The organism is Pseudomonas sp. DSP3-2-3 (assembly GCF_049898225.1).
In the GTDB taxonomy this organism is placed as follows: Bacteria; Pseudomonadota; Gammaproteobacteria; order Pseudomonadales; family Pseudomonadaceae; genus Aquipseudomonas.
Map to the genome: position 1 here is coordinate 369,364 of NZ_JAFCXH010000002.1, position 18,037 is coordinate 387,400.

The following is an 18,037-nucleotide window of genomic DNA, read 5'->3' on the forward strand; positions in this document are numbered from 1 at the left end:
GAAGTGCACCCCACAAGGACGGGACAACGCCCATTAAAAAGCCCCGCCTGTTTGCACAGGTGGGGCTTTTTATTCAGCGCTGTTTAGGCGAAGAGCTTAAGCGAGAGGTTTAGGCTCGTTGTTCTCTTCCAGCGCTTTCGGGTGCTGCACGACTTCTTCAACCGATTGCAGGTTTTCGTCGACCACCGGTGAAGGTTGGGTCGGCTCGGCTTCAGGTGCAACCGGCGCAGCTTCAGTCACGACTGGAGCGTTGGCGGCAGCTTCTTCAGCTTCTTTCTGCAGACGTTCAGCTTCACGCTTGCGACGGCGCACTTCACGCGGGTCGTTTGGCGCACGGCCAGTGCTGCTCACCGGAGCTGCCGGGGCCTGGGTTTCAACTTCGGCCTCGACTTCGGCAACAGCCACTGCAGCTTCGGCGGCAGGTGGCGTGGCAACGATTTCCGGAGCTGCGTAGGACGCAGGTGCTTCGGCAACCACAGGTGCAGGTGTTGGCAACTCAGCCGATTCAGTGACCGCCGGTTCAGTAACTACTGATTCAGAGGCGAAAGCCTCTTCGCGGGAGGGAGCTGCTTCTTCTGCCAGTGGCGCTTGAGCGGTTGGCTCTGGCGTTGGCTTGAACGGTACGACGCGCTCGGCGTGCGGTGCGTCGAACAGCTCGGTCTGGGCGGCCATTGCTGGCGCTTCGACCGGAGCTTCAAACGCAGGCTGTACTTCTACATCCGGCGCTGGCTCGGCTTTAGGCGCTTGCTCGGCGATTGGCGCTTCGATGGCCGGTGCTTCGCTTGCAAAAGCTGCGGTTTGTGCAGCTTCGACTTCCGGTGCGTCAAACGCTGGCGTCTGGATCGACGGGGTTTGCACCTCGGTCGATTGGGCGAAGGACGAATCCGACGCTTCGACGGATGCAGTCGCACGTTCTGCCTGGCGATTGGCCTGAGCTTCGGCCGGGGCGCTGATCACGGCGCTAGCGACAGCGGCTGTAACCGCCAGACCTGCGGCGACATCGGTGCTGCTGGCTTGCTCGGCGTTTTCTTCAGTGCCTTCGGTGCCTTCAGCACCCTCGGAACCTTCGATCACGTTGCCGTTGGCATCACGTTGACGCTCGCGACGGTTGCTGCGACGACGCTGACCACGTGAACGACGACGAGGGCGATCACCTTCGGCGCCGTCCTGGCCATCTTGATTGTCGTCGGCGATCAACTCTTCGTTGAGCAGCACTTCATCTTCGCTGACCGCTGCTACGGCCTGTTCGGCACGTGGCTGGCGCTCTTCACGAGGCTGGCGAGGTTGACGTTCTTCACGTGTAGCGCGTTCAGGGCGCTCTTCGCGGGCCAGGTTGACGGCCGGAGCAGCATCCAGCGGCTCACGCAGTTCGCGGACCGGACGATCTTCGCGGGACTTGCGGTCTTCACGAGGCGCACGCGGCGCGCGTTCTTCACGTGGCGCGCGGGCCGGACGTTCTTCGCGTGGGGCTGCGGCAGGGGTGGTTTCGTCGCGAACTTCACGCGGCTCGCGCGGCGCACGCTCTTCACGTGGCGCACGCTCTTCGCGAGGCGCGCGTTCTGCACGCTCTTCACGCGGGGCACGTTCTTCGCGAGGCTTGCGCTCTTCGTCACGACGATTGGTGCGACCACGGCTCTGTTGACGACCGTTGCGGCGTTCTTCATTGCGAGCCGGACGCTCGGCAGCCGGTTTTTCAACGACGACCGGTGCGGCAGGCTCTTCCTTGGCGGCGAACAGGCTCACCAGGGATTTCACCAGACCCTTGAACAGGCTTGGTTCATGAACAACCGGAGCAGGGGCGGGCGCAGCAGCTTCAACCGGTACCGGTGCGTTGGCACGTGGCGGCGCGGTCTTGACGGCGGCTTCCTGGCGAACCAGGGTGCGGGTCGCGGCGGCTGGCGGCGCGACTTCTTCCACTTCGGCAGCGGCAGCGGCGATTTCGTAGCTGGACTGATTGGTGTGCGCTTCCGGGCTGTCATCACGCAGACGCTGCACTTCGAAGTGTGGCGTTTCGAGGTGATCGTTCGGCAGGATGATGATGCGGGCGCGGGTGCGCAGTTCGATCTTGGTGATCGAGTTGCGTTTTTCGTTGAGCAGGAACGCAGCAACCGGGATCGGCACCTGGGCGCGGACTTCGGCAGTACGGTCCTTCAGGGCTTCTTCTTCGATCAGGCGCAGAATCGCCAGCGACAGCGATTCAACGTCACGGATGATGCCGGTGCCGTTGCAACGCGGGCAGACGATGCCGCTGCTTTCACCCAGGGAAGGGCGCAGGCGCTGACGGGACATTTCCAGCAGGCCAAAGCGCGAGATGCGGCCAACCTGCACGCGGGCGCGGTCGGCTTCCAGGCTTTCGCGGACTTTTTCTTCCACGGCGCGCTGGTTCTTGGCTGGCGTCATGTCGATGAAGTCGATGACGATCAGGCCGCCGATATCGCGCAGGCGTAATTGACGGGCGATTTCTTCAGCCGCTTCAAGGTTGGTCTGCAGCGCGGTTTCTTCGATATCGCTGCCTTTGGTGGCGCGGGCCGAGTTGATGTCGATGGACACCAGGGCTTCGGTCGGGTCGATAACGATGGAGCCGCCGGAAGGCAGTTCAACGACGCGCTGGAAGGCGGTCTCGATCTGGCTTTCGATCTGGAAACGGTTGAACAGCGGAACGCTGTCTTCGTACAGTTTGATCTTGCTGGCGTACTGCGGCATCACCTGACGGATGAACGTCAAGGCTTCTTCCTGGGCTTCGACGCTGTCGATCAGCACTTCGCCGATGTCCTGGCGCAGATAGTCGCGGATGGCGCGGATGATCACGTTGCTTTCCTGGTAGATCAGGAAAGGCGCAGAGCGATCCAGGGATGCTTCTTTAATAGCAGTCCAGAGTTGCAGCAGGTAATCGAGGTCCCACTGCATTTCTTCGCTGCTGCGGCCCAGGCCGGCAGTGCGCACGATCAGACCCATGTCGGCCGGAGCGATCAGGCCGTTGAGTGCTTCACGCAGTTCGTTGCGTTCTTCACCTTCGATGCGACGGGAAATACCGCCGGCACGCGGGTTGTTCGGCATCAGGACCAGATAACGACCGGCGAGGCTGATGAAGGTGGTCAAGGCTGCGCCTTTGTTGCCACGTTCTTCTTTCTCGACCTGAACGATGACTTCCTGGCCTTCGCTCAGGACGTCCTTGATGTTGACGCGGCCTTCAGGAGCCTTCTTGAAGTACTCGCGGGAGATTTCCTTGAGGGGCAGGAAGCCATGGCGCTCAGAGCCGAAATCGACAAAGGCAGCCTCCAGGCTTGGTTCGATACGAGTGATTCGGCCTTTATAGATATTGGCTTTCTTCTGCTCGCGTGCACCCGACTCGATGTCCAGGTCATAGAGGCGTTGGCCATCTACCAGTGCAACACGCAACTCTTCGGGTTGAGTTGCGTTAATCAGCATTCTTTTCATGTAGTACCGTCGGTTTCCGGGCTGCCGGAAACGGCGTTCGGCACACACGACTTCTCACGGTCGGTGTCAGGGCACGTCAAGAGTGGTTGGACACTCCAGTGTCTAGCGGGGATCCGGCCAGAGGGGCCGGAGTCGCGACGACGTTTCCTGCTTGCTGGGATGACATAAAGACACCCTGTCAGCAAAAGCTTTGTCAGGAGGAGGAATCGACCATCGGTAGCGGACGAGATGAAGCGTCTTGAATAAGCCTAGTGCTACACAGTCCGATGGTTGTGCGTCTCCACCCTACACGTATCCCTGATAATTCGGGTGCTGCCGCGCGCTGAATCCGCAACGGGTTGGCATTTACCGCGACCTTCTTCAGGAGGGCCGCGCATCATGGCTTAAGGCGTTGTTTCCGAAGTATTCGCCCGAAATGTCTGAAGATGACTGCACTTTGTGAACTGGCCGTGAATTTTGAGCTCTGAAGGCGAGTGATAACTCTGCGATCTGGCTTGTTTCAGGCCTCATGTCACCTGCGCTTGTTACATCTCCAGGCTGTTCGTTGTCACCGAAAGCCCCGTAGGACGGCCTCGCGTCCTCGTGAATTGCGTTGGGCAGGGCCGGTGGTTAGACCGTTTGTCCGCTGTCCAGGCCGCTTTTGGCGGCGTTCGCGACTATAGCAGCAATCATTAAGTGCTTCAAATCCATAAAAAATTGTTATGATTTGCGGCATGACGAACATCACCCCTCCAACCCCCAGCGTCCAGCTGGTAGAGGTTGCGCCGGAATATGCCGGTCAACGTATCGACAATTTTCTTGTCACTTTCCTCAAAGGCGTGCCTAAGACCTTGATCTACCGCATTTTGCGCAAGGGCGAAGTGCGAGTGAACAAAGGTCGAATCAAGCCCGAGTATAAGTTGCAGGCGGGCGACATCATTCGTGTTCCGCCCGTGCGCGTGCCTGAGCGCGATGCGCCGGTGCCTGTTGCCCAAGGCCTGCTGCAGCGCCTTGAAGCGGCCATTGTCTTTGAAGACAAGGCGCTGATCGTGCTGAACAAGCCGGCGGGTATCGCCGTGCATGGCGGCAGCGGCCTGAACTTCGGGGTGATCGAAGCCTTCCGTCAGATGCGCCCGGACGCCAAGGAGCTGGAGCTGGTCCATCGCCTTGATCGCGACACCTCCGGTCTGCTGATGATCGCCAAGAAACGCAGCATGCTGCGTCACCTGCACGAAGCCTTGCGCGGCGATGGTGTCGACAAGCGCTATATGGCTCTGGTTCGCGGGCATTGGGATACTTCGCAGAAGCGCGTCAATGCCCCGTTGCTCAAGAGCAACCTGCGATCCGGCGAGCGCATGGTCGAGGTCAATGACGAAGGCAAGGAAGCGCTGACGATCTTCAAGGTGCTGCGCCGCTTCGGTGACTTCGCCACCATGATCGAGGCCAAGCCGGTGACCGGTCGCACGCACCAGATTCGCGTGCATACCCTGCACGCCGGGCACGCCATCGCCGGTGACACCAAGTACGGTGACGAAGATTTCAGTCGCGAAATTCGTGATCTGGGTGGCAAGCGTCTGTTTCTGCATGCCTATATGTTGACCGTGCCGCTGCCCGATGGTGGCGAGTTGAAACTACAGGCTCCAGTGGATGACATGTGGGCCAAGACCGTGGAGCGATTGAGTGCGCCCTGATTTCAAGCCGTCAAGCTATGAGCTGTTGATTTTCGATTGGGATGGCACCCTGGCTGATTCCATCGGTCGCATTGTCGAGGCCATGCAGGTTGCTGCGACCTTGAGCGACCGTGAGGTGCGTGATGATTTTGCGATCAAGGGCATCATTGGTCTGGGTTTGCCGGAAGCCATTCGCACGCTTTATCCGGACATCAGCGCCAACGACCTGATCGACTTCCGCCAACGCTATGCCGACAGTTATATGGCCCTGGACAACACTGTCCCTTCGCCATTGTTCGCCGGGGTGCGAGACGCGATCGAAGCCTTTCGCGCAGATGGCTATCAATTGGCAGTGGCGACCGGCAAGGCGCGGCGCGGGCTGGATCGCGTACTCAAGGCGCATGACTGGCTGGATTTCTTCGACATCACTCGCGCTGCTGACGAATCCGCCAGCAAGCCCGACCCGCTGATGCTTAACGAAATCCTCGAGCATTGTGGCGTTGCGCCCGAGCGAGCGCTGATGGTGGGTGATTCGTCTTTTGATTTGTTGATGGCGCGTAACGCCGGCATGGATTCAGTGGCGGTGGGGTATGGCGCGCAGTCGCTGCCTTCGTTGCTCGAATACGCGCCGCGTCTGGCTATCGACAGTTTTCCCGAGCTGCGCACCTGGTTGGGTGCGCACAGTACTGAATCTTCGTTGTTGGGGTGATTGAGAAATGTCGGACGAATGGAAAGCACCAGTCTCCAAAGATGCAGACGACGTCGCAGACAGCAAGGCTGATGCCAAGAGCTGGAAGCTGCTGGAAAAGACGCTGCTGGCGGGTGTTCAGGAGCAGCGGCGTTCGCGGCGCTGGGGGATCTTCTTCAAATCCCTGACTTTTCTTTACCTGATTACTGCGTTGTTTCTGTTTACACCGCTGATGAGTTTTGACAAAGGCGCGTCGCGCAGCGAGAACCATACGGCGCTGATCGAAGTGCAGGGCATGATCGCCGACAACGAGCCGGCCAGTGCCGACAATATTGTGGGCGCCTTGCGCGCGGCCTTTGAAGACACCAAAACCAAGGGCGTGATCCTGCGGATCAACAGTCCTGGCGGCAGTCCGGTGCAATCCGGCTATATCGCCGACGAGATACGTCGCCTGCGCGCCGAGAAGCCTGCGATCAAGGTGTACGCCGTCATTACCGATCTGGGTGCGTCGGGGGCTTATTACATCGCCAGCGCCGCTGACCAGATCTATGCCGACAAGGCCAGTCTGGTGGGCTCTATTGGTGTCACAGCCGCAGGTTTCGGCTTTGTCGGCATCATGGACAAGCTAGGTGTGGATCGCCGTACTTACACGTCGGGCGAGCACAAAGCCTTTCTTGATCCGTTCCAGCCGCAGAAAGCCGATGAAACGGCTTTCTGGCAGGGCGTGCTCGACACCACGCATAAGCAGTTCATCGCCAGCGTCAAACTGGGTCGTGGCGACCGCCTGAAGGATAAAGAGCATCCGGAACTGTTTTCCGGACTGGTCTGGACGGGTGAGCAAGCGTTGCCGCTGGGCTTGATCGATGGTCTGGGCAGCGCCAGTCATGTTGCGCGTGATGTGATCGGCGAAAAAGAAATGGTCGACTACACCGTCAAGGAATCGCCTTTGGATCGATTCTCGAAGAAGCTGGGTGCCAGCGTTGCGCAGCAGATAGCAATGTGGGCAGGCTTCAACGGGCCGTCGCTGCGCTGATAGTTCTGCTTATAAAAGAAAAGAAACCCGACCATTGGTCGGGTTTTTTGTTTGTAGCGTCACGGAATGATGATGCCTTCGTCGCCAAGCATGTCGACCAGCCGAATCAGCGGCAGGCCGATCAGGCTGGTGGCGTCGCTGCCTTCGGTGGCGCGAAACAGGCTGACCCCCAACCCTTCCGCCTTGAAGCTGCCAGCGCAATCGTAAGGCTCTTCCGCGCGCAGGTAGCGCTCGATGCGGGCTGCGTCCAGCACGCGCATATGGACGGTGAATGGCACGTGGTCGACCTGGCAGCGCCCGGTTGCGCTATTGAGCAACGCAAGGCCGGTAAGAAAGGTCACGCTGCGGCCACTGGCGGCAGAGAGTTGTGCCAGGGCGCGCTCGAAGGTATGCGGCTTGCCGAGGATCTTGCCGTCGAGCACCGCGACCTGATCCGAGCCGATGATCAGATGGTCGGGATAATCGTCGGCCAGCGCCCTGGCTTTTTCCTCGGCAAGCCTTTGCACCAGCTCAATGGCGCTTTCGTCGGGGCGATGGCTTTCGTCGATTTCAGGCGAGCTGCAGGCAAACGGCAGGCGCAGACGGGTCAGCAATTCCCGGCGATAAGCTGAGCTGGAAGCGAGCAACAAGGGCAACATGCGGTTCTCCATCAGGTGAAAAGTGATTCTAATCAGTCTGCTAGTAGATAACAGGCCTGAATTTCCTTTGACATGCCTGGGGGTCGTCCCTAGAATGCTGCGCCTATGTTGAATGACCCGATTCCACCTCACGTTGACCCGCGCAAATTGGCTGATCGTGGCACTACCCTTCAAGGTGAAGTGCTGCTGGCCGATTTGGAGAGACTCTGCGACCCGCTTTCCGATAACCTCGGTACGGTGCAGGCGAAATTCGTTTTTGAGCGTGACGAACGTAGATCTGTAGTAATTCACAGTTCTATCGACGTCGAAGTCAAGATGGTTTGCCAGCGTTGTCTTGAGCTGGTCACCCTGCCGATTCACAGCGAATGCAGTTACGCGGTGATGAAGGAGGGTGCGAATACCCAGTCGTTACCGAAAGGTTATGACGTGCTGGAACTGGGCGAAGATCCATTGGATCTGCTGGCTTTGATCGAGGAAGAGCTTCTGCTCGCCTTGCCCATTGTGCCGGCTCATCATCCGGAAGAATGCCAGCAGCCGGCGGGTCTCGATGAGCCCGAACCGAGCGTGGACGAGGTAACGCGGTCCAACCCGTTCAGTGTATTGGCGCAGTTAAAGCGTGACCCAAACGTTTAGGAGTTAATCAATTATGGCTGTTCAGCAGAACAAAAAATCCCGCTCTGCCCGTGACATGCGTCGTTCCCACGACGCTCTTGAGGCAAGCACTCTGTCGGTAGAAAAGACAACTGGTGAAATTCACCTGCGTCACCACGTTTCGCCGGAAGGTGTTTACCGTGGTCGTAAAGTGATCGACAAGGGCGCTGACGAGTAATTTCTTGTCCGCTCCGATCATCGCGATCGACGCAATGGGCGGGGACTTCGGTCCCCGCAACATTGTTCAGGCAAGCCTCGCGTGCCTGATTGCTACGCCCTCGCTGCATCTGATCCTCGTGGGTCAAGCCTCCCTTATTGAAGCTCTCATTGCCCGCCAATCCGGTGTGGATCGCTCTCGCCTGCATGTTGTCAATGCCAGCGAAGTCATCTCCATGGATGAGCGCCCGTCCCAGGCGCTGCGAGGCAAGCCCGACTCTTCAATGCGGGTGGCGTTGGGATTGGTAGCGCAGGGCCAGGCTCAGGCCTGTGTCAGTGCGGGCAATACCGGCGCGCTGATGGCGTTATCGCGTTTCGTGCTCAAGACTTTGCCGGGCATCGACCGTCCGGCGATGGTTGCGGCAATCCCGACCCAGCGCGGCTATTGTCAGTTGCTGGACTTGGGGGCGAATGTCGATTGCAGTGCCGAGAATCTTTACCAGTTCGCCGTGATGGGCTCGGTTGCCGCCGAAGCGTTGGGTGTTTCTCGCCCCAAAGTGGCGCTGCTCAATGTCGGCACCGAAGACATCAAGGGCAATCAACAGGTCAAGCTGGCGGCCAGTCTGTTGCAGGCGGCTCCAGGACTTAATTATTCCGGCTTCATCGAGGGCGACGGTTTGTATCGCGGTGAAGCTGACGTCGTGGTTTGTGATGGTTTTGTCGGCAATATACTGCTCAAGTCCAGCGAGGGCCTGGCCACGATGATTTCGGCGCGGGTGCAGGCCTTGTTCAGTCAGAACCTGCTCACTAAGGCCGTTGGCGTATTGGCATTACCGCTGATGAAGCGCATGCAGGCGGATCTGGCGCCAGCCAGGCATAACGGCGCAAGTTTTCTGGGTTTGCAGGGGATTGTGGTGAAAAGCCATGGTTCGGCCGGTGTGCAGGGCTTTCAAAGTGCGATTCAGCGGGCGTTGATCGAGATCCACGAAAATCTTCCACAACGCTTGCATGGACGTCTTGAAGAGTTGCTTTAGTATGCCGTCGGGACGGGATTCCCGAAAATGTGACGCTGCTGACCGAGCAGTCATCCAAACGATCAGTCTTAAACATTCGACTTCTTGCGCACGGCAAAACGGCCGGGCGTCAATTTCGGCGACAACAATTCAGAGGCTTGTTAAATGTCTGCATCCCTCGCATTCGTCTTTCCGGGTCAAGGTTCGCAGTCGCTGGGCATGCTTGCCGAGCTGGCTGCGCAATATCCGTTGATCCAGGAAACTTTCGCAGAAGCGTCCCAGGCGCTGGGCTACGACCTTTGGGTCCTGACCCAGCAAGGGCCGGAAACCGAACTTAATCAAACCGACAAAACCCAACCCGCCATTTTGACTGCCTCCATCGCGTTGTGGCGTCTGTGGCTGGCTGAAGGCGGCGCTCGACCTGCTTTCGTCGCCGGGCACAGTCTCGGTGAATACAGTGCGCTGGTTGCCGCTGGCAGTCTGTCGCTGGGCGATGCGGTGAAACTCGTGGAGCGCCGCGGCCAGTTGATGCAGGAAGCGGTTCCTGCGGGGCAGGGCGCCATGGCGGCGATTCTTGGCCTGGAAGACGCTGACGTGTTGGCGGCCTGTGCCGAAGCGGCTCAAGGCGACGTGGTCAGTGCGGTGAATTTCAACTCGCCAGGCCAGGTTGTCATCGCCGGTTCGACCGCTGCGGTGCAGCGCGCCATGGAACTGTGCAAGACGCGTGGCGCCAAGCGTGCCCTGCCGTTGCCAGTGAGCGTGCCGTCGCATTGCGAATTGATGCGTCCGGCTGCCGAGCGCTTTGCCGAGTCGGTCGAGGCGATCGATTGGCAGGCTCCGCAGATTCCGCTGGTGCAGAATGTCAGCGCTGCCGTTGTGTCCGACCTCGATACGCTGAAGTCCGATCTGTTGCAGCAGCTCTACAAGCCGGTTCGTTGGGTCGAGTCGATCCAGGCGTTGGCCGCCAATGGCGCTGTCGAGTTGGTCGAATGCGGGCCGGGTAAAGTGCTGGCTGGCCTCAATAAGCGTTGCGCCGACGGCGTGACGACTCACAACCTCAACACCCCAGACGCCTTTGCCGCCGCTCGCGCGGCACTGGCCTGAATAGGAGAGCTTGCATGAGCCTGCAAGGTAAAGTTGCACTGGTTACCGGTGCCAGTCGTGGAATTGGTCAAGCCATTGCCCTGGAGTTGGGGCGCAATGGTGCTGTGGTCGTAGGTACTGCGACTTCCGAGAGCGGTGCCGAGCGCATCAGTGCAACGTTCAAGGAACAGGGCATCGAAGGCTTCGGTCTGATGCTCAATGTGACTGATTCCGAGTCCGTGAGCGCCACATTGGCATTGATCCAGGAACGTGTTGGCGCGCCGTTGATCCTCGTCAATAACGCCGGCATCACCCGTGACAACCTGATGATGCGCATGAAAGATGACGAATGGCATGATGTCGTCGATACCAATCTGAACAGCCTGTTCCGCTTGTCCAAGGGCGTTTTGCGGGGCATGACCAAGGCGCGTTGGGGCCGAATTATCAGTATTGGTTCTGTTGTGGGTGCCATGGGCAACGCAGGCCAAGTAAACTACGCAGCCGCGAAGGCCGGTCTGGAAGGTTTCAGCCGGGCCTTGGCTCGTGAAGTGGGTTCGCGTGCGGTAACGGTAAACTCGGTAGCCCCGGGTTTTATCGATACCGATATGACGCGTGAGCTACCGGAAGCTCAGCGTGAGTCGCTGATTTCCCAGATTCCACTGGGTCGTCTGGGGCAGGCTGAAGAGATCGCGCACGTGGTCGCTTTTCTTGCTTCGGAAGGTGCAGGCTACGTTACCGGGGCTACAATCCCCGTGAATGGCGGCATGTACATGAGTTGAAAGTAACGGATTGCGGTAAAAAAATGTCATACGTTGTGCCCAAAATCCGTTATAAAGCTGCAATCTATTAATGGGCGTCAGGTCGGTGAGGTCAGCGGGGTGAGCATTGAGCTTGAAATGCGCAAAACCTCTTCTATACACTTACCCACCGGCCAGCCGCCTGAATTTGTCCACTAGGAGTTAAAACTAGGTATGAGCACCATCGAAGAACGCGTCAAGAAAATCGTTGTCGAGCAACTTGGCGTCAAGGCTGAGGAAGTTACCAACACTGCTTCCTTCGTTGAAGACCTGGGTGCCGACTCCCTTGATACCGTTGAGCTGGTGATGGCTCTGGAAGAGGAATTCGAGACTGAAATCCCTGACGAAGAAGCCGAGAAAATCACTACTGTTCAAGCTGCTATCGATTACGTTACTGCCCACCAGGCGTAACACGCTGTAATCGTCGTTGCTGTCATGGGAAAACCGCACTGCCTGCCGGCGTGCGGTTTTTTCTTTAAAAACGATGCCCTGTATCGTCAATAAGAGAAAAGGAGAGTCCTGTGTCGCGTAGACGCGTCGTGGTCACCGGTATGGGTATGCTGTCGCCATTGGGTACGGATGTGCCGAGCAGTTGGCAAGGCATTCTGGCTGGCCGCAGTGGCATTGGCCTTATCGAGCACACGGACCTTTCGGCTTACACGACCCGCTTTGGCGGTTCGATCAAAGGATTCAACGTTGAAGAGTACCTGGCGCCCAAAGAGGCTCGCCGGCTGGATCTCTTCATTCAATATGGTCTGGCGGCCAGTTTTCAGGCTGTGCGCAATTCCGGCCTTGAAGTCACTGACGCCAACCGTGATCGCATTGGCGTGGCCATGGGTTCTGGTATCGGTGGCCTGACCAATATCGAAAACAACAGCCGCTCGCTGCATGAGCAAGGGCCGGGACGGATTTCGCCGTTCTTTGTGCCGGGCTCGATCATCAACATGATTTCCGGGTTCCTGTCGATCCATCTGGGTGCACAGGGGCCTAACTACGCAATCGCGACGGCCTGTACGACCGGCACGCATTGCATCGGCATGGCGGCACGCAACATCGCTTATGGCGAGGCCGACGTGATGATTGCCGGCGGCGCCGAAATGGCGGCCTGCGGCCTCGGTATGGGCGGCTTCGGTGCGTCCCGTGCGCTGTCGACCCGTAATGACGATCCGACGCGTGCCAGCCGTCCGTGGGACAAGAGCCGCGACGGCTTCGTCCTGTCCGACGGTTCCGGAGCGTTGGTGCTTGAAGAGCTGGAACACGCCAAGGCGCGCGGTGCGACGATCTATGCCGAGCTGATCGGTTTTGGCATGAGCGGCGATGCGTACCACATGACTTCGCCGCCAGATGACGGCGCAGGTGCTGCGCGCTGCATCGTCAACGCGCTGCGCGATGCCAAGGTCAACACCGACGACGTGCAGTACATCAACGCACACGGCACCTCGACGCTGGCCGGCGACCTGGCTGAAGCGCGGGCGATCAAGTCGGTGTTCGGCGATCACGCCTACAAGCTGGCGGTCAGTTCCACCAAGTCCATGACCGGTCACTTGCTGGGCGCGGCGGGCGCGGTGGAAGCGATTTTCAGTATTCTGGCCATCAACGGTCAGGTTGCGCCGCCCACCATCAACCTCGATGAGCCGGGCGAAGGCTGCGATCTGAATTTTGTGCCTCATGAAGCGCAAAACATGCCGATCAACGTGGTGCTGTCCAACTCGTTCGGGTTTGGCGGGACCAACGGCTCACTGGTGTTCCGCCGGTTCAGCGAGTAATGCTCAGCTGGATCGATGGCTGTCCCGCCGATCTGCTGTCCATCAAGGACAGAGGTCTGGCGTATGGTGATGGGCTGTTTGAGACCATCGCCGTCAAGCATGGACAGCCATCGCTTCTGGAGCGCCATCTGCGGCGTCTCGAAGGCGGCTGTGCTCGCTTGGGTATTGCCGCTGACCTGCAATTGATTCATCGCGAGTTGCTGGCATTTGCCGCACAGCTGGGCGACGGCGTGATGAAGTTGATTGTCACCCGAGGCGACAGTCAGCGGGGTTATGCTCCCGCGCCGAATTCCCAACCTCGACGAATTCTGCAAGGCGGCCCCGCGCCGCTGTACCCGGGCGCTCATGCAGAGCAGGGTGTGCGTCTCTTTGCTTGTCAGACCCGCCTGGCCGAACAGCCGCTGCTGGCCGGACTCAAACATCTGAACCGGTTGGAGCAGGTGCTCGCGCGTTCGGAATGGCAGGACAGCGAACACGCCGAGGGACTGATGCTCGACACGTCGGGGCGCATCATCGAAGGTGTATACAGCAATCTGTTCCTGATCAGCGGCGGGATTCTCCTCACTGCGGATCTGACGCGCTGTGGCGTGGCCGGGGTGATGCGTGGCGAATTGCTGGAGCAGGCGTCTGCGCTGGGCATTCCGGTCGAAGTCCGTGACCTGCAAATGTCTGACTTGCAGCATGCCGATGAAGTATTTCTCTGCAACAGTGTCTATGGCATGTGGCCCGTTCGCGGCTTCATGCAGCTGAGCTGGCCGGTTGGTCCACTCACCCGTAAACTGCAGCGCACCGTTCTCGCGCTTCTGGATATCGCTTAGTGATTCGAAAATTATTGGTCTTGCTGGAAACAGGCGTGGTGCTGGCGGGTCTGGTGCTGGGCGTTGCGTTTTGGCAGCAGAACGAGGCGTTGCGTCAGCCATTGAACGTAACCCGAGAGCAATTGCTGGATGTTCCAGCAGGCTCCACGCCGACAGGTGTGCTCAATCGTCTGGAAGCCGACGGCGTGGTCAAGGATGCGTTCTGGCTGCGGCTCTATTGGCGCTTCAATCTTTCCGGGCAGTCGCTGCACAGTGGCGAATACCGCATGACGCCCGGCATGGACGCCCAATCGTTGCTGGCCTTGTGGCAGCGGGGCGAAGTGGTTCAGTACAGCCTGACGCTGGTCGAAGGCTGGAATTTCCGTCAAGTGCGTACCGCTTTGGCGAAACAGCCCAAGCTGGAGCAGACCCTTGCAGGCCTGAGCGACAACGAGCTAATGGCCAAACTGGGCCATCCCGATGTTTATCCCGAAGGCCGCTTCTTTCCGGACACTTACCGCTATGTGCGGGGCATGACCGACGTCGAGCTGCTTAAACAGGCGTACAACCGTCTGGATGAAGTGCTGGATGAAGAGTGGGCCAAGCGCGCTGCGGATGTTCCCTATGTTGACCCGTATCAGGCGCTGATCATGGCCTCGCTGGTGGAAAAAGAGACCGGCGTTCCTCAGGAACGCGGGCAGATTGCCGGGGTGTTTGTCAGACGCTTGCGTTTGGGCATGCTTTTGCAGACGGATCCGACGGTGATCTACGGCCTCGGCGAGCGTTACAACGGCAAGTTGACCCGCGCCCATCTCAAGGAAGCAACGCCCTACAACACTTACGTCATCGCCGGACTGCCACCGACGCCGATTTCCCTGGTGGGGCGTGAAGCAATTCATGCCGCACTGAATCCGGTGTCCGGCAGCAGTTTGTATTTCGTCGCACGCGGCGACGGCAGTCACGTGTTCTCGGCGGATCTGGACGCGCATAACGCGGCCGTTCGTGAGTTCCAGCTCAAGCGACGTGCCGATTATCGCTCCAGCCCGGCACCTGCTGCTCCGTCGGTTGTTCCAGTCATGCCGTCGGAAACGAATCCGGCGGCACCTGTTCCGGATGCGGCGACGGCACCTGAAACCGCGCCCGTCCCGGAGAAGTCTTCGGAGCCAGATGCCACCCAGAGCGAGCCAAGCCCGAAATGAAGATGAACGAGGACTGCCTGTGACTGGCCTGTTTATTACCCTGGAAGGTCCGGAAGGCGCAGGGAAAAGCACCAACCGCGAATACCTGGCCGCCAGACTGCGCGCCGAAGGGATCGAGGTATTGCTCACTCGCGAACCCGGCGGCACACCGCTGGCCGAGCGTATCCGTGAGCTGCTGCTGGCGCCCAGCGATGAGTCCATGCATGCCGATACCGAGTTGCTGCTGGTATTTGCCGCACGGGCACAACATCTGGCGCAAGTGATTCGCCCGGCTCTGGCCCGTGGCGAGATCGTTTTGTGTGATCGTTTCACCGACGCAACTTACGCGTATCAGGGCGGCGGCCGTGGCTTGTCCCACGAACGGATTGCCGCGCTGGAAAACTTTGTCCAGGGTGATTTGCGCCCGGACCTGACCCTGATTTTCGATTTGCCGGTTGAAGTCGGTCTGGCCCGCGCCTCTGCGCGAGGCCGGCTGGATCGGTTCGAGCAGGAAGGGCGGACTTTCTTCGATGCCGTACGCAGCACTTATCTGAACCGAGCCAGTGCCGAGCCGGCGCGTTATCGTCTGGTGGATGCGGCATTGTCGTTGCCGGAAGTGCAGCGCTCCCTCGATACCTTGCTGCCGGAAATGCTGGAGCTTTACCGTGGCTGAGGCCTATCCCTGGCAGGAAGCGCTTTGGCAGCAAATGGCCGGACGCCCACAGCACGCGCATGCTTACCTGCTGCACGGACCGGCCGGAATCGGCAAGCGGGCCCTGGCCGAACGGCTGATGGCCAGTTTGCTGTGTCAGCGTCCCGAGGGGCTGGATGCATGCGGAAGCTGTAAATCCTGCATGCTGCTGGTTGCCGGCAGCCATCCGGATAACTACGTGCTGGAGCCGGAAGAGGCCGACAAGGCGATCAAGGTCGATCAGGTGCGCGACCTGGTCAGCTTCGTGGTGCAAACCGCGCAGATGGGCGGGCGCAAAGTGGTGTTGATCGAGCCGGTGGAGTCGATGAACATCAACGCCGCCAACGCCCTGCTCAAAAGTCTTGAGGAACCTTCGGGCAACACCGTGCTGTTGTTGGTGAGCCATCAACCAAGCCGATTGTTGCCGACGGTCAGAAGCCGCTGCGTGCAGCAGGCCTGCCCGCTGCCCAGCGAAGCCATGAGCCTGGCGTGGCTGGCCGATGCACTGCCCGACTGCACGCAGGACGAGCGTAACGAATTGCTGGTCCTTGCCGCAGGTTCGCCGCTGGCCGCTGTCAGTCTGCAGGCTCAGGGCGTTCGCGAGCAGCGTGCGCTGGTGGTCGACGGGGTGAAGAAGCTGCTCAAGCAGCAACAATCGCCAACGCAATTGGCCGAAGGCTGGAAAGATATTCCACTGTTGCTGCTGTTTGACTGGTTCTGCGACTGGTCGCACCTGATCCTGCGCTATCAGCTCACCGAGGACGAAGAAGGCCTCGGCCTGGCGGATATGCGTAAAGTGCTGCAGTACATGGCGCAGAAATCAAATCAGGGTAAGGTTCTCGACATTCAGGACTGGATCCTGGCGCAGCGCCAGAAGGTCATGTCCAAGGCCAACCTGAACCGCGTGCTGCTGCTCGAAGCTTTATTGGTACAGTGGGCTGGATTGCCGCTGCAACGTTAGGCCGTATTCATTGGAATCCTGAGGAGTTGTGATGAGCTTGCCGCTGAATTCCGGTCCGCGTAACGGTATTTTGTCCCTGACCATCAAGGACAAGTCCGTGCTTTACGCCGCTTACATGCCGTTCATCCGCAATGGCGGATTGTTCATTCCGACCAGCAAGAGCTACAAGCTGGGCGATGAAGTGTTCATGCTGCTCAATCTGATGGACGAGCCGGAGAAGGTTCCGGTCGCTGGCAAAGTCACCTGGATTACTCCCAAGGGCGCGCAGGGCAATCGGGCTGCCGGGGTCGGCGTGCAATTCAATGACGGCGACAATACTGCCCGTAACATGATCGAAACCTATCTGGCCGGTGCTTTGAAGTCCGACCGTCCAACTCACACGATGTAGATAACCATTGCCATGCTTGTAGATTCCCATTGCCACCTTGATCGCCTGGACCTCGCTGAACACGCCGGTTCTCTGGATGCCGCGCTCGAAGCGGCACGGGGAAGAGGGGTCGGGCATTTTCTCTGTATCGGCGTCAGCGCTGACAATGCGGGCGCGGTCAAAGCCCTGGCAGAGCGCTATGACGACGTGGATTGCTCGGTGGGCATTCATCCGCTGGACCTGAAGCCGGGTGAAGCGCCTGCGCTGGAATGGTTGTTGGACGAATTGAATCACCCGCGCGTGGTCGCCATTGGCGAAACCGGTCTGGATTATCACTACGAGCCTGAAGCTGCCGAGTTGCAACAAGCGTCATTTCGCCTGCATCTGCAAGCCGCCAACGTCACCGGCAAGCCAGTCATCGTGCATACCCGTGGCGCGCGTGCCGATACGCTGAATCTGTTGCGCGAAGCGGCCTTGCCGCAAGGTGGCGTGCTGCATTGTTTCACCGAAGACTGGGACATGGCGAAGGCGGCCCTGGACCTGGGGTTTTACATTTCCCTGTCCGGCATCGTCACGTTCCGTAATGCCGATGCGTTGCGTGACGTAGCGCGTCAGGTTCCCGCAGATCGCCTGCTGGTTGAAACGGATTCGCCTTACCTGGCGCCGATTCCTTATCGGGGCAAGCCAAACCTGCCTCAGTATGTCCGCGAAGTCGCTGAGTTTCTGGCAATGCTGCGTGGCGAGTCCTACGAGCGCTTTGCCGAAATGACCACCGACAACTTTGCGCGCCTGTTCCCTCTGGCGCACCTCAAGCGCTAGACCCGTCCCGTACCGAATCCCGGGCAAAAAAAACCCGGGTTCTGGGGGGTGAATCCGGGTTAAGACCATTAGGAGTAAAACAAAGGTGCGCCATCCGTCGGCACCTTTACTGGCGTGTCATTTGGGGGATATGCAACGCCAACGTCTTAAGTATTGGTCAGGAATGCACGGCGTCCAGTCAGTTCTGCTCATTTTTTAAACAGATTTGGAATAGCCGGGCGGCTGCTGAGTCCGCAATTATCACGACGCTTGCTTGCGTCCTGCGTTGGCGGCGCATGACACCCGTTCGGCCATTTAGGCCAATAAACCGCG

18 protein-coding genes are annotated in these 18,037 nt (G+C 59.1%); 16 read left to right on the plus strand and 2 right to left on the minus strand.

Annotation, left to right across the window (positions count from 1 at the left end; translation table 11 throughout):
- Positions 1-96: 96 nt before the first annotated feature.
- Positions 97-3,429: a ribonuclease E gene (gene rne, locus ACP7E4_RS04375; protein ID WP_426111556.1), complete on the minus strand. Its 3,333-nt coding sequence runs from the start codon at positions 3,427-3,429 to the stop codon at positions 97-99.
- Between the two features lie 722 nt (positions 3,430-4,151).
- On the opposite strand from rne, the gene rluC reads away from it, so the two are divergent.
- The 3 genes from rluC to ACP7E4_RS04390 are packed head-to-tail and all read left to right on the plus strand — an operon-like array spanning position 4,152 to position 6,808.
- Positions 4,152-5,108 (plus strand): 23S rRNA pseudouridine(955/2504/2580) synthase RluC, encoded by a 957-nt coding sequence (gene rluC, locus ACP7E4_RS04380; RefSeq protein ID WP_331151195.1) that lies wholly within the window; start codon positions 4,152-4,154, stop codon positions 5,106-5,108.
- Complete coding sequence (locus ACP7E4_RS04385; RefSeq protein WP_426111554.1) at positions 5,098-5,796, plus strand: HAD-IA family hydrolase; 699 nt, start codon at positions 5,098-5,100, stop codon at positions 5,794-5,796. Before rluC ends, ACP7E4_RS04385 begins: the two co-directional genes overlap by 11 nt.
- Before the next feature lie 7 nt (positions 5,797-5,803).
- A complete protein-coding gene (locus tag ACP7E4_RS04390; RefSeq protein ID WP_426111552.1) occupies positions 5,804-6,808 on the plus strand; it encodes a S49 family peptidase in 1,005 nt (334 codons plus the stop codon).
- A gap of 59 nt (positions 6,809-6,867) precedes the next feature.
- Here the strand turns inward: ACP7E4_RS04390 and ACP7E4_RS04395 are convergent, their stop codons facing one another.
- Positions 6,868-7,446, minus strand: a complete 579-nt coding sequence (locus ACP7E4_RS04395) for a Maf family protein (protein ID WP_426111550.1) — start codon at positions 7,444-7,446, stop codon at positions 6,868-6,870.
- Between the two features lie 105 nt (positions 7,447-7,551).
- Here ACP7E4_RS04395 and ACP7E4_RS04400 point away from each other — a divergent pair, with 105 nt between their 5' ends.
- The 13 genes from ACP7E4_RS04400 (at position 7,552) to ACP7E4_RS04460 (ending at position 17,725) form a co-directional block, all read left to right on the plus strand.
- Positions 7,552-8,079, plus strand: a complete 528-nt coding sequence (locus ACP7E4_RS04400; RefSeq protein WP_020290385.1) for a YceD family protein — start codon at positions 7,552-7,554, stop codon at positions 8,077-8,079.
- Between the two features lie 13 nt (positions 8,080-8,092).
- Positions 8,093-8,275, plus strand: a complete 183-nt coding sequence (gene rpmF / locus ACP7E4_RS04405; RefSeq protein WP_002552688.1) for a 50S ribosomal protein L32 — start codon at positions 8,093-8,095, stop codon at positions 8,273-8,275.
- Between the two features lie 4 nt (positions 8,276-8,279).
- On the plus strand, positions 8,280-9,287 hold the full coding sequence (gene plsX / locus ACP7E4_RS04410) for a phosphate acyltransferase PlsX (protein ID WP_426111544.1): 1,008 nt from the start codon (positions 8,280-8,282) through the stop codon (positions 9,285-9,287).
- A 144-nt stretch (positions 9,288-9,431) separates the two neighbouring features.
- Positions 9,432-10,370 (plus strand): ACP S-malonyltransferase, encoded by a 939-nt coding sequence (fabD, locus tag ACP7E4_RS04415; RefSeq protein WP_426111542.1) that lies wholly within the window; start codon positions 9,432-9,434, stop codon positions 10,368-10,370.
- 14 nt (positions 10,371-10,384) lie between these two features.
- On the plus strand, positions 10,385-11,128 hold the full coding sequence (gene fabG / locus ACP7E4_RS04420) for a 3-oxoacyl-ACP reductase FabG (RefSeq protein WP_020290382.1): 744 nt from the start codon (positions 10,385-10,387) through the stop codon (positions 11,126-11,128).
- Between the two features lie 192 nt (positions 11,129-11,320).
- Positions 11,321-11,557, plus strand: coding sequence for an acyl carrier protein (gene acpP / locus ACP7E4_RS04425; RefSeq protein ID WP_426111540.1), 237 nt, complete (start codon positions 11,321-11,323; stop codon positions 11,555-11,557).
- 110 nt (positions 11,558-11,667) lie between these two features.
- Positions 11,668-12,912 (plus strand): beta-ketoacyl-ACP synthase II, encoded by a 1,245-nt coding sequence (gene fabF, locus ACP7E4_RS04430; protein WP_426111538.1) that lies wholly within the window; start codon positions 11,668-11,670, stop codon positions 12,910-12,912.
- Positions 12,912-13,730, plus strand: a complete 819-nt coding sequence (gene pabC / locus ACP7E4_RS04435; protein ID WP_426111536.1) for an aminodeoxychorismate lyase — start codon at positions 12,912-12,914, stop codon at positions 13,728-13,730. Before fabF ends, pabC begins: the two co-directional genes overlap by 1 nt.
- Positions 13,730-14,908, plus strand: a complete 1,179-nt coding sequence (gene mltG, locus ACP7E4_RS04440) for an endolytic transglycosylase MltG (RefSeq protein ID WP_426111534.1) — start codon at positions 13,730-13,732, stop codon at positions 14,906-14,908. The genes pabC and mltG overlap by 1 nt, the downstream gene beginning before the upstream one ends.
- A 19-nt stretch (positions 14,909-14,927) precedes the next feature.
- Complete coding sequence (tmk, locus tag ACP7E4_RS04445) at positions 14,928-15,560, plus strand: dTMP kinase (protein ID WP_426111532.1); 633 nt, start codon at positions 14,928-14,930, stop codon at positions 15,558-15,560.
- Complete coding sequence (locus tag ACP7E4_RS04450) at positions 15,553-16,539, plus strand: DNA polymerase III subunit delta' (protein ID WP_426111530.1); 987 nt, start codon at positions 15,553-15,555, stop codon at positions 16,537-16,539. Before tmk ends, ACP7E4_RS04450 begins: the two co-directional genes overlap by 8 nt.
- Positions 16,540-16,570: 31 nt before the next feature.
- Complete coding sequence (locus ACP7E4_RS04455; RefSeq protein WP_065833398.1) at positions 16,571-16,927, plus strand: PilZ domain-containing protein; 357 nt, start codon at positions 16,571-16,573, stop codon at positions 16,925-16,927.
- A gap of 12 nt (positions 16,928-16,939) precedes the next feature.
- Complete coding sequence (locus ACP7E4_RS04460) at positions 16,940-17,725, plus strand: TatD family hydrolase (protein WP_426111528.1); 786 nt, start codon at positions 16,940-16,942, stop codon at positions 17,723-17,725.
- The last annotated feature ends 312 nt before the right edge of the window (positions 17,726-18,037 follow it).

Bases quoted from the DNA above. Each gene is read 5' to 3' on its own strand.
- rne (WP_426111556.1), bottom strand. From the start codon at position 3,429: ATGCTGATTAACGCAACTCAACCCGAAGAGTTGCGTGTTGCACTGGTA.
- rluC (WP_331151195.1), top strand. From the start codon at position 4,152: ATGACGAACATCACCCCTCCAACCCCCAGCGTCCAGCTGGTAGAGGTT.
- ACP7E4_RS04390 (WP_426111552.1), top strand. From the start codon at position 5,804: ATGTCGGACGAATGGAAAGCACCAGTCTCCAAAGATGCAGACGACGTC.
- ACP7E4_RS04395 (WP_426111550.1), bottom strand. From the start codon at position 7,446: ATGTTGCCCTTGTTGCTCGCTTCCAGCTCAGCTTATCGCCGGGAATTG.
- ACP7E4_RS04400 (WP_020290385.1), top strand. From the start codon at position 7,552: ATGTTGAATGACCCGATTCCACCTCACGTTGACCCGCGCAAATTGGCT.
- rpmF (WP_002552688.1), top strand. From the start codon at position 8,093: ATGGCTGTTCAGCAGAACAAAAAATCCCGCTCTGCCCGTGACATGCGT.
- fabD (WP_426111542.1), top strand. From the start codon at position 9,432: ATGTCTGCATCCCTCGCATTCGTCTTTCCGGGTCAAGGTTCGCAGTCG.
- fabG (WP_020290382.1), top strand. From the start codon at position 10,385: ATGAGCCTGCAAGGTAAAGTTGCACTGGTTACCGGTGCCAGTCGTGGA.
- acpP (WP_426111540.1), top strand. From the start codon at position 11,321: ATGAGCACCATCGAAGAACGCGTCAAGAAAATCGTTGTCGAGCAACTT.
- pabC (WP_426111536.1), top strand. From the start codon at position 12,912: ATGCTCAGCTGGATCGATGGCTGTCCCGCCGATCTGCTGTCCATCAAG.
- ACP7E4_RS04455 (WP_065833398.1), top strand. From the start codon at position 16,571: ATGAGCTTGCCGCTGAATTCCGGTCCGCGTAACGGTATTTTGTCCCTG.
- ACP7E4_RS04460 (WP_426111528.1), top strand. From the start codon at position 16,940: ATGCTTGTAGATTCCCATTGCCACCTTGATCGCCTGGACCTCGCTGAA.